This is a genomic window from Gilliamella sp. LMG 34361 (genome assembly GCF_984569075.1).
This window is the reverse complement of sequence record NZ_OZ474903.1, coordinates 201,144-212,483: the sequence shown is the minus strand read 5'-3', so window position 1 is coordinate 212,483 and position 11,340 is coordinate 201,144. Positions and strand designations below refer to the sequence as shown.

The window sequence follows — 11,340 nt, the reverse complement described above, 5'->3', positions numbered from 1 at the left end:
GTTGATACTACTTTTTAATTGGTTAATTTTGCACTGATCTGTTTCGCAGTGCAAACATCTTGTGCAATTTGTTGTTTTAAATCAGTTAGAGAATCAAATTTTTTCTCGTCGCGTAATTTATGAACAAAGGTAACGTCTAAATATTGTCCATAAATATCACCTGAAAAGTCAAATAGATTCACCTCTAAAATGGCTTTTTTGCCTTGAATAGTTGGTCTGATACCGATATTGGCAATGCCATGATAATGTTGATCATAACAACAATTCCTGACTTTAACCAAATAGACGCCTTGCAAGGCAGGTTTACTTCGATTTAAATGAATATTGGCTGTTGGAAAACCTAACTGTCTTGCCAATGCATTTCCGTGAACGACTTTCCCTTGAATGGCATAATCGCGGCCTAAAAGGTAATGAGCTAATTTAAAATCGCTATTAAATAATGCTTCACGAACCGCTGTGCTGCTGATTCTTAAATCGTTCCATACAAACGTTGGCATACTTTCAACTATAAATTGATAATTATGAGCATACATTTGTAAAAGTTTGATATCACCTTTACGCTCACAGCCAAATCGGAAATCATCACCAATAACAATATATTTAGCTTGTAATTTATTTATCAACCAATCTTGAATAAAATCTGGGGCTGACATATTGGCAAAGGTAAGAGTAAATGGGACAGCAATAATATAATCGATACCGAGTTTTTCAATTAACTGCGTCTTTTCTTTAAATGATGTTAATCTTGCTGGAGCATTTTTCTTGCCCAAAAACTCTAAAGGTTGAGGTTCAAATAACATCACAACTGTTGGCAAATTCAATCGCTTACCTTGCTCTATTAAATGGTTAATTAATTGTTGGTGTCCTAAATGCACGCCATCAAAGTTTCCCAATGTAAGTACACATTGAGAAAATTGATTGTTTAAATTAGCTATACCGCGGATTATCTTCATGAAAGCGTGTTATTAATTGTGATGTTTTAACTTAAATAGCTGTGAATTATACCAATCTTTCGCAAAGATGCACCTAATATCAATAGGGCTTTTAGATAAGGAATATTTTGTGATGTGTAAATTGAAAACGCTTGATGTGGATACCAAGCGTTTTTGTATTTTTACTACTGTATGTTTCTGATGATTTTATTAATAGTGTTTTAGCGCTCTTAAAAATTCTTGTCGAGTGCTAGGATTCGTTTTAAATCCCCCACCTAATGCGGTTGTGGTGGTTAAACTATTGGAATCTTTAATACCACGCGCTTTAACACAATAGTGGGTAGCGTCAATCGAAACGGCAACATTGACTGTTCCTAATAATGTTTGCAAAGCAACCAAAATTTGTTGCGTTAATCTTTCTTGCACTTGCGGACGCTGGGAGAAAAATTCAACAATCCGATTAATTTTCGATAAACCGATCACTTTATCTTTAGGGATATAAGAAACGGTGGCTTTTCCATCGATTGTTACAAAATGGTGTTCACAAACGCTGGTTAAAGTAATATCCCGAACGGTAATCATTTCATCAACCTGCATTTTGTTTTCAATCAGGGTGATTTTGGGAAAGTTATGATAGTTAAGTCCGGAAAAGATCTCATCAACATACATTTTTGCAACACGATGTGGTGTTTCGCTAAGGCTATCATCACTCAAATCTAATTCCATAAGTTTCATTATTTCTTGGAAATGTTCTTCAATTTTGGTTTTCCGCTCGCAACTATCCATAGGTAAACGACATGATGGGGTTTCAAGATTTTTAGCTGCTAGTGCTTTTTTGACTTCTTGCGCAGCAAGACTTAATTCTGTCATTTATTTAATACTCAGACTGAAATAGATACCGTATTATATAATACAGATATAACGACATATAGTATTTTTAACAAATCAATTTAGGTTAAAAATATATGCTGTATCGAATATTTTTACACTATATTATCGGTGTTCACAAGAATATTGTTTCTAATTAGGTTATACTGATAATAATTGTATTAAATAACATTTGGGTAACTATAAATGCCAAATAATACGCCAATTATTCTAATTGATGGCTCTTCTTATCTTTATCGTGCTTTTTTTGCATGTCCTCCGTTAACTAATGCCAAAGGAGAGCCTACAGGGGCTATTATTGGTGTTGTTAATATGATACGCAGTTTAATCAATCAATATGATCCTACACATATTGCTGTTGTTTTTGATGCTAGCGGTGGATCTTTTCGTAATGAAATTTATAGTGAATATAAAGCTACTCGTCAAGAAATGCCTGAAAATTTACGGCCGCAAATTGAACCAATTCACACTATTTTAAAAGCAATGGGATTACCGCTGCTTTGCGTAGACGGTGTCGAGGCTGACGATGTGATAGGCACATTAGCTAAACAAGCAGAAAAAGAAAATCTTGAGGTATTAATCAGTACTGGTGATAAAGACATGGCACAATTAGTGAGTGATAAAATCACGCTAATTAATACTATGAATAACACGATCCTTGATCCGAAAGGTGTAATGGAAAAATTTGGTGTGCCGCCTAGAAAAATGATTGATTACTTAGCGTTAAGAGGTGATACATCCGATAACATTCCGGGTGTTCCGGGCATTGGTGAAAAAACAGCACTAAATTTATTAACGCATTTTGATAGTTTAAATGATATTTATAGTCACCTAGATGAGATCGAAAAATTGCCAATTCGTGGTGCTAAATCATTAAAACAAAAATTAGTCGATCATAAAAAAGAAGCGGATCTTTGTTATTTATTAGCAACCATCAAAACAGATGTTCCATTAGATTTTACGACTGAACAGTTGCTTATTGGTGATATTGATGCAAAAAAATTGGTTGAATTATTTGATTATTACGATTTCCATCGTTGGCAAAAAGACTTAATTACAGGCAATTTTTTAAATCAACAAGGTCAAATTTCTATCGATATTGATGAGAAATTATCAAGCCAAGCAGAGCCAGCGAGTAAATTAGACGAAAAGGATTATCATTGCATTTTAACTAATACGCAATTAGATGAATGGATTGCTAAATTAACTCGTTGTGAAGCATTTGCATTTGATACTGAAACTAACAATATCGATCATGTCCATGCTAAACTTGTTGGGATATCACTAAGTGTTGCGCCACATCAAGCCGCTTATATTCCTATAGCGCATCAATATCTCGGTGTTCCAGAACAGTTACCAATTAATGATGTATTGGCCAAATTAAAACCAATATTAGAAAATCCCAAAATCAAAAAAATTGCCCAAAATGCTAAATTTGATTACAGTGTATTGGCTAATTATGGTATTCAAGTACAAGGTATCGCTTATGACACCATGTTAGAGTCCTATATATTAAATAGTACTGAGCGACATGATATGGATAGTATGGCAAAACGTTATTTGAAATATCATACGATTACCTATGATGAATTAACTAAAGTTAATAGAAGCCAATTAAGTATTGATGCCATTGACGTTGAAAAAACGACACAATATGCCGCTGAAGATGCAGATATTACTCTCCAATTGCACCAAAAATTATGGCCAGAGCTCGAAAAAAATGAAAAACTGACAAAATTATTTTCAGACATCGAAATGCCTCTGGCGCTTATCTTAGCTGATATGGAAAGAACAGGTGTTCTTGTTGATGCTAAACAGTTAAATGACTATTCAAAAGAACTTAGTAAAATATTGAAAGATACCGAAGATGAGCTGCAATTTCTTGCTGGTGAGAAATTTAATCCAGGTTCCCCAAAACAAATTCAAGCTATTTTATTTGATAAACATCAATTACCTGTGTTAAAGAAAACACCTAAAGGTGATCCTTCAACCAGTGAAGAAGTATTAAGCGAACTAGCCAATACGTATGTATTACCTCGTAAAATTTTACATTATCGAGGGTTAGCGAAATTAAAAAATACTTATACAGATAAATTACCATTGATGATTAGTCCAATCGATCACCGAATTCATACCAACTATAACCAAATTGGTACGGTAACAGGACGATTGTCATCAAATGACCCTAATTTACAAAATATCCCTGTTCGTACCGAGGAAGGACGTCGTATTCGTCAAGCGTTTATTGCGCCGAAAGGTTATAAAGTCATTTCAGCTGATTATTCACAAATAGAGCTTCGTATTATGGCGCATTTATCGCAGGATAAAAGTCTGTTAAATGCGTTTGCCCATGATAAAGACATTCATCGAGTAACAGCTAGCGAAATTTTAAGTAAACCAGAGTCAGAAGTTACTTCTGAAGAACGAAGACGAGCTAAAGCCGTAAATTTTGGATTGATTTATGGTATGAGTGCTTTTGGGTTATCTAAACAAATTAATATACCTCGAAAAGAGGCAACATTCTATATTGATCGTTATTTTGAACGTTATCCTGGCGTACAAACCTATATGGAAAAAATTCGTAATCAAGCATCGACCCAAGGCTATGTTGAGACCTTATCGGGAAGACGGTTATATCTACCAAAAATAACGTCATCGAGAGTTAATGAAAAACGAGGTGCTGAACGTGCGGCAATTAACGCACCAATGCAAGGTACCGCAGCAGATATTATCAAAACAGCGATGATCAAGATGAGTGAATGGATTAAAAACCAGCCTAGCGGTAATATCAGAATGTTAATGCAAGTACACGATGAGCTAATATTTGAGGTTAAAGAAGAATTTGTTAGTGAATATAGTGTATCTATTAAATCCATTATGGAAAATTGTTACCAACTTTCAGTACCATTAAAAGTGGATGTCGGTATTGGTAATAATTGGGATGAAGCTCACTAATCATTTTGAACATTTATGCTTTGATTTTTATATACAATCATACATTGAATAACTAATTAAATTAGTCGTTAATTTTGTCTATTACTGATGGCTTGCCGAAACCTTTTGGCGTGCTAAAATAAGTAGATAAATTGAATTTATTGCAATAGTCTTTCCTAATTTTGTGGAAAGCGGTTATATAAAAAAAGAGCGTGAGTGACGAATTGACGTTTTTATGTTCTTTATTAATAGGATTATTTCATGAAAATTAAAACCCGTTTTGCGCCAAGCCCAACAGGTTACTTACATGTTGGTGGTGCTCGTACTGCGCTTTATTCTTGGCTTTATACCCGCCATGCGCATGGCGCCTTTGTATTGCGTATTGAAGATACCGACCTTGAACGTTCAACACCAGAAGCGATTGACGCGATTATGGAAGGTATGAATTGGTTAAAATTATCATGGGATGAAGGCCCTTATTTTCAAACTAAACGCTTTGATCGTTACAATCAAGTTATTGACGAAATGTTGGCGAATGGAACGGCTTATCGTTGTTATTGCTCAAAAGAGCGCTTAGAAAAATTGCGTGAAGAGCAAATGGCTAAAGGCGAAAAAGCGCGTTATGACGGCCATTGTCGTTGTGATGAAGTACAAAAACAACATTCCCATAGCGAACCGCATGTTGTTCGTTTTGCTAATCCGATTGATGGCGTTGTCGTTTTCAACGATTTAATTCGAGGACCAATTGAAATTGCCAATAAAGAGCTTGATGATCTCATCATTCGTCGTACTGACGGTTCTCCAACTTATAACTTTTGTGTCGTTGTTGATGACTGGGATATGGAAATCACCCATGTGATTCGCGGTGAGGATCATATCAACAACACGCCTCGTCAAATTAACATTCTTAAAGCATTAGGTGCACCACTGCCTGAATATGGTCATGTATCGATGATTTTAGGTGATGATGGTCAGAAACTCTCGAAACGTCATGGCGCAGTGAGCGTGATGCAATATCGTGATGATGGCTATTTGCCAGAAGCCTTGCTTAATTATTTAGTTCGTCTTGGTTGGTCTCATGGGGATCAGGAGATATTTTCAGTACAAGAAATGATAGATTTCTTCTCGTTAGATGCAGTAAGCAAATCAGCGAGTGCATTTAATACTGAAAAATTACTCTGGTTAAATCATCATTATATTAACCATTTAGATGCTGATTATGTCGCTCAACATTTAGTTTGGCATATGAATCAGCAAGGTTATGATTTAACCCACGGTCCAGATTTGATTACTATCGTTAAACTATTTGGTGAACGCTGTAAGACATTAAAAGAAATGGCTGAATCATGTAATTATTGCTATCAAGATTTTGATGAGTTTGATGCTGACGCCGCTAAAAAGCATTTGCGACCGGTTGCCAAAGAACCTTTAGAAGCAATCAAAGCCAAAATTGAATCGATTTCCGATTTTGATTGGCAAATTGATAAAATTCATCAGGCTATTGAGGTAACAGCCACCGAACTTGAAGTAGGTATGGGAAAAGTTGGTATGCCACTTCGTGTTGCCGTAACAGGAATCGGTCAATCTCCTTCTGTTGATGCAACGGTTTACGCCGTTGGAAAAAAACGGACATTAGCTAGAATTGACAAAGCATTGGATTATATTGCTAACAGAGAACAAGTCCAAGCATAATATCATTCAATCGCCGATATTATTCGGCGATTCATTTATAGAGAGTTTATAATGACTCGCTTAAAGAAACGTTATTGGATTCCAGCCATTATATTACTTATTATAGTGATAGTGAGCTTATATGGTTGGCGATATTGGATAGCATTTAAGGATGAATATAATCTTTCGATAGACTGGCAAGGTATCAACATCGGCTGGGATGGTTTATCTTTTGCTGAACTAAATATTGCTCAGCAATCACAATTATCAGTAACGGCCAGCGATGTGAAAATATCATGGTCACAGCTAAGCGCTAAAAATATCGATATCTATTGGCAAAAAGCCGATTTAACCAATACACAAGCAGTAGCAAAGGTTGCTGATGATCAATTACAACAACTTGATCAATCTACTTTTGAACCTTCATTGATCTCGACTATCATTGCCTGGTTACCAACAAATATTAACATTGAACATTTAACATTACACCAGCAAGATAGTGAATTATTTAATCTGAAAGTTGCAGTGGTTAAAAATCAAAATACTTTGCAACTCAATCTAGCCAGTAATTCTCAGGATATGGCAACGCTTGCTGCTGATATCTCATTTAATCAATCAAATTCATCGGTTGAAATTGAAAATGGTGTTTTGACCATTTCCTTATCGTATTTTGGTTTTGAAAAAGGTAGTTTAACTTTACCATTCAGCGGTGTTTTAACCGATAAGCTATTTACTCTAAAAAGTACCGATAATGCACTAGTTAATATTGAAAAAGCGAACTTCTCTGATGATTTAATTATTAAACCATTGATCGGAAAATTAACTCTTGATGCAGCATTGCCTATCCCATTTAAAACAAATCAAGTTAATGTCAAATCAACATTAACAATTAATAAATTTGACGGCATATATAAAGCTAGCGAATTTAAATCCGCCTTGGGGGATATAAATCTTTTATTTAACAATAATCAATTTACTGTTACAACTTCAGCATTAACCATTCAACAAGTGAATATTGGTGTTATTTTTGAAAAAATAAAATTAGCTGGAAGTTATTCAGCATCTTTAGCTGCGCCAAATAAAGGAGTTGTAAAATGGCAATTAGCACAAGCCACTATTTTTTCTGGCTCTGTTTCTCTTGATAAAGGGCAATTGAATTTAGCAAAATTACCCCAACAATTTAATTTAAGGTTAAAAAAGATACAATTAAAGGATATCTTTGATAAATACCCAGCTGAAGGTCTGGCTGGATATGGCGCTATTGATGGAATTTTGCCGATAACAGTATTACCATCAAGTAAAAAAGGGACAGCTTTAACTGAAATCATTATAAAAAACGGTCAATTAGTGACTGTTAACGAAGGATATTTGCAGTTTGAGAACTCAGCGCTAAAAAATTATGCGCAAGCCAACCCTAATATGAAAATTCTCACTGATATTATCAAGAATTTTCATTATACTAAATTATCTGGTACCGTTAATTATGCTAATGAAATTGCTAAATTAGGATTAAACATCCAAGGTAGTAACCGTGATGTTGAGAATGGTAAAGCAGTGAATTTAAATATTAATCTTGAAGAAAATATTGCAAAATTATTAATGAGTTTACAACTTTCCGATCAAATTAACGAACCTATTCGAAAACGTATTGAAGCGTATTTAAAAAGGAAATCTTGATAGATAAGAGGTTATTCTATGCTTAAAAATATTATTACCATTATGGTGTGTAGTGCTGTATTAATGGGGTGTACGCCAACGGTTAAGGTACAAGCGCCTAATGAACCAATCAATATCAATTTGAATGTTAAGATTGATCATGAAATTAATATCAAAGTAGATAAAGCGCTAGATAATATTATCAATAAATCAGGTTTATATTAAATTACTGATATTATTAGTATGAGCGCATAAAAATGACTTTTACAGCAAAAGATTTAATTTTTAACCGTTTTTACACATATTCAATTCATCTTAATATGATGCATTTAATAAGGAGTCTGTCATGAATATCTATAAAAAAGCAACAGTAACATTATTGTCAATCTTATTAGCTTTGCCTGTATTTGCTTTAAATTTAGATCAAGCGATTAATTCATTAGGCCAAGCCAAAGCCAATGGTTTAGTGGGAGAACAAGCCGATGGTTATTTAGGTGTTGTAAAAAATGAAGGTAATGCTAGCGAAATTGCTCAGTTAATTAATCAGGCTCGTAAACAAGAGTATCAAAAAGTATCAGCTCAAAGTAATGTGCCACTAGTTGAAGTTCAAAACAGGGCAGGAACTAAAGCACAAGAAAAAACACCTGCTGGGCAGTATATAAAACAGCAAGGACAATGGATAAAAAAATAAAAGCTATCTTTTACAGGATAACCGATATTGTACTTTAATTGTTAATCAATAATGTGTATCCTGTTATTTTTGTGATTTGCTTGCAATAATATTTAAAATAAATTTTATTAGTAAATAGTTTCGTTTTAGCGAATTTAAATGGAGAAATTCAATGTGTTCGATTTTAGGTATTCTTGATATTAAATCAGATCCGGAACAGCTACGAACAAAAGCGTTAGAGCTATCAAGCCTGCAACGTCATCGTGGCCCTGATTGGTCTGGCATTTTTGCTTCTGATAAAGCTATTTTAGCTCATGAACGTCTATCAATTGTAGATGTTAATACAGGATCTCAGCCGCTTTATAATAAAGACAAAACGCTAGTTTTAGCGGTTAATGGCGAAATCTATAATCATCAAGAACTCCGAAATCAGTATAAAGATCGTTATGAATTTCAGACCGGATCTGACTGTGAAGTGATCTTAGCTTTATACCAAGAAAAAGGTATTCACTGTCTTGATGACTTACAAGGTATGTTCGCGTTTATCCTTTATGACATTAATAAAGGTACTTATTTTATTGGTCGTGATCATATCGGTATTATTCCGATGTATATGGGATATGATGAAAATGGCACATTTTATGTTGCCTCTGAAATGAAAGCACTAGTTCCAGTTTGTAAAACAATTGAGGCTTTCCCTCCTGGTTGTTATTTATCTAGTACTGAAGGTGAAATTAAAACCTATTACAAACGCGATTGGATGCAGTACGATAATGTTAAAGATAACAAAACTGATATCAATGAACTTCGTGTTGCATTAGAAGAGTCTGTTAAAAGCCACCTTATGTCTGATGTGCCTTATGGGGTTTTATTATCAGGTGGACTTGATTCTTCAGTCATTTCAGCGATTACAAAAAAATTCTCAGCTCGTCGTGTTGAAGATCATGAAAAATCAGCAGCATGGTGGCCACAATTGCACTCTTTTGCGGTTGGTCTAAAAGGAGCGCCGGATCTTAAAGCAGCACAAGCCGTTGCTGACCATTTAGGTACCGTTCATCACGAAATTAACTTCACCATTCAGGAAGGTATTGATGCGATTCGTGATGTTATTTATTACATCGAAACTTACGATGTAACAACCATCCGTGCTTCAACTCCAATGTATTTAATGGCAAGAAAAATTAAAGCAATGGGAATCAAAATGGTGTTATCGGGTGAAGGTGCGGATGAAGTATTTGGTGGTTATCTCTATTTCCACAAAGCACCAAATGCCAAAGAGTTCCATGAAGAAACCGTACGTAAATTAGCTGCGCTTCATATGTATGATTGTGCTCGTGCTAATAAAGCTATGGCTGCTTGGGGTGTAGAAGCACGCGTACCATTCTTAGATAAAAAATTCTTAGATGTTGCAATGCGCATTAATCCTAAGGATAAAATGTGTGGCAGTAACGGTAAAATGGAAAAACACATTGTTCGTGAAGCATTTGAATCTTACTTACCTGCCTCAGTAGTATGGCGTCAAAAAGAGCAATTCTCTGACGGTGTAGGTTATAGTTGGATCGATACTTTAAAAGAGATTGCTGAAAGCAAAATTACTGATCAACAGCTAGAAAACGCAAAATTCCGCTTCCCATACAATACACCAACCTCAAAAGAAGCGTATATGTATCGCGAGATTTTTGACGAATTATTCCCAGTTGAAAGTGCGGCACATTGCGTACCTGGTGGTCCAACAGTAGCTTGTTCAACAGCTAAAGCGATCGAATGGGATGAGTCATTTAAAAATCTAAATGATCCTTCTGGTCGTGCAGCAGTTGGTGTCCATAATGATGCTTATAAAAAATAAATAGTATCATAAAGAAAAATAAAAAAAACGGGGATATTTCCCCGTTTTTTTATGCTCACAATGCTATCATCACAAAAGGGTATTGCTTAATGTGTTGCGCCTTTTGCCGCGCCAATTGGTAGAATTGTACGGCCGTATTGCTCATTGAGCACTTCAGCCATAGCAAGGTAAATTGCACTTGCACCACAAATAATGCCTTCAAAGCCGGCAATATGAATAATGTCATGGTTACCAGAGATGTTACCGATTGCTAATAAAGCAAATAAAACCGTTAAGCTAGCAAAAACAAATTGCAATGCACGATTTGCTTTTAAAGTGCCGATAAACATAAAGGCGGTAAAAATTCCCCACAGTGCTAGAAAAATACCTAAAAAAGTTGCATCCGTGTTTACCGTTGCTGATGAAGTGGGTAAATACCAAATACCGACTAATGCTATCCAGAAAAAACCATATGAAGTAAAAGCTGTGGTGCCAAAGGTATTGCCTTTACGGAATTCTAAAATTCCGGCGATCACTTGAGCCAGTCCACCATAAAAAATACCCATAGCAACAATGGCTGTGGTAACCGAAAAAAAGCCTGCATTATGAATATTTAATAAAATTGTTGTCATACCAAATCCCATAAGCCCCAATGGTCCTGGATTGGCAAGTTTAGTTTGCTGCATATATTTCCTATTGTTAAACACAATGATAAAAATGGATTGCAATAATAAGAGGTGAGATTATTGGAATCAAGGTCTATA

Annotated in this window: 9 protein-coding genes; 6 read left to right on the top strand and 3 right to left on the bottom strand. The window is 35.1% G+C overall.

What is annotated here, in order from left to right; all coding sequences use genetic code 11:
• Positions 1-14 precede the first annotated feature (14 nt).
• Both ribF and folE read right to left on the bottom strand, forming a co-directional pair.
• Positions 15-953 (bottom strand): bifunctional riboflavin kinase/FAD synthetase, encoded by a 939-nt coding sequence (gene ribF / locus AC5LXI_RS01105; protein WP_493443154.1) that lies wholly within the window; start codon positions 951-953, stop codon positions 15-17.
• Between the two features lie 189 nt (positions 954-1,142).
• A complete protein-coding gene (folE, locus tag AC5LXI_RS01100; RefSeq protein WP_493443153.1) occupies positions 1,143-1,802 on the bottom strand; it encodes a GTP cyclohydrolase I FolE in 660 nt (219 codons plus the stop codon).
• Between the two features lie 204 nt (positions 1,803-2,006).
• Between folE and polA the strand changes: the two genes are divergently transcribed.
• The 6 genes from polA to asnB all read left to right on the top strand — a co-directional run bounded on the left by polA (position 2,007) and on the right by asnB (position 10,597).
• Positions 2,007-4,775 (top strand): DNA polymerase I, encoded by a 2,769-nt coding sequence (gene polA, locus AC5LXI_RS01095; protein WP_493443152.1) that lies wholly within the window; start codon positions 2,007-2,009, stop codon positions 4,773-4,775.
• Positions 4,776-5,015: 240 nt separating this feature from the next.
• Positions 5,016-6,446 carry a glutamate--tRNA ligase gene (gltX, locus tag AC5LXI_RS01090; RefSeq protein WP_493443151.1) on the top strand — a complete coding sequence of 477 codons (1,431 nt, stop codon included), beginning with the start codon at positions 5,016-5,018 and terminating at the stop codon, positions 6,444-6,446.
• Between the two features lie 51 nt (positions 6,447-6,497).
• Positions 6,498-8,102, top strand: coding sequence for an intermembrane phospholipid transport protein YdbH family protein (locus tag AC5LXI_RS01085; RefSeq protein WP_493443150.1), 1,605 nt, complete (start codon positions 6,498-6,500; stop codon positions 8,100-8,102).
• A gap of 18 nt (positions 8,103-8,120) precedes the next feature.
• The gene (locus AC5LXI_RS01080) at positions 8,121-8,306 is read left to right on the top strand and encodes a YnbE family lipoprotein (protein WP_493443149.1); all 186 of its coding nucleotides are present in this window, start codon (positions 8,121-8,123) and stop codon (positions 8,304-8,306) included.
• A gap of 121 nt (positions 8,307-8,427) precedes the next feature.
• Entirely contained in the window at positions 8,428-8,772 is a 345-nt protein-coding gene (locus tag AC5LXI_RS01075; RefSeq protein ID WP_493443148.1) for a YdbL family probable chaperone protein, read from the top strand.
• 151 nt (positions 8,773-8,923) lie between these two features.
• Positions 8,924-10,597, top strand: a complete 1,674-nt coding sequence (gene asnB / locus AC5LXI_RS01070) for an asparagine synthase B (protein WP_493443147.1) — start codon at positions 8,924-8,926, stop codon at positions 10,595-10,597.
• An 86-nt stretch (positions 10,598-10,683) separates the two neighbouring features.
• On the opposite strand, the gene satP is transcribed toward asnB, so the two are convergent.
• Positions 10,684-11,262 carry an acetate uptake transporter gene (satP, locus tag AC5LXI_RS01065; protein ID WP_493443146.1) on the bottom strand — a complete coding sequence of 193 codons (579 nt, stop codon included), beginning with the start codon at positions 11,260-11,262 and terminating at the stop codon, positions 10,684-10,686.
• Positions 11,263-11,340 lie beyond the last annotated feature (78 nt).

Coding starts and splice junctions, on each gene's coding strand:
- ribF (WP_493443154.1), bottom strand. CDS start 953: ATGAAGATAATCCGCGGTATAGCTAATTTAAACAATCAATTTTCTCAA.
- folE (WP_493443153.1), bottom strand. CDS start 1,802: ATGACAGAATTAAGTCTTGCTGCGCAAGAAGTCAAAAAAGCACTAGCA.
- polA (WP_493443152.1), top strand. CDS start 2,007: ATGCCAAATAATACGCCAATTATTCTAATTGATGGCTCTTCTTATCTT.
- gltX (WP_493443151.1), top strand. CDS start 5,016: ATGAAAATTAAAACCCGTTTTGCGCCAAGCCCAACAGGTTACTTACAT.
- AC5LXI_RS01085 (WP_493443150.1), top strand. CDS start 6,498: ATGACTCGCTTAAAGAAACGTTATTGGATTCCAGCCATTATATTACTT.
- AC5LXI_RS01080 (WP_493443149.1), top strand. CDS start 8,121: ATGCTTAAAAATATTATTACCATTATGGTGTGTAGTGCTGTATTAATG.
- AC5LXI_RS01075 (WP_493443148.1), top strand. CDS start 8,428: ATGAATATCTATAAAAAAGCAACAGTAACATTATTGTCAATCTTATTA.
- asnB (WP_493443147.1), top strand. CDS start 8,924: ATGTGTTCGATTTTAGGTATTCTTGATATTAAATCAGATCCGGAACAG.
- satP (WP_493443146.1), bottom strand. CDS start 11,262: ATGCAGCAAACTAAACTTGCCAATCCAGGACCATTGGGGCTTATGGGA.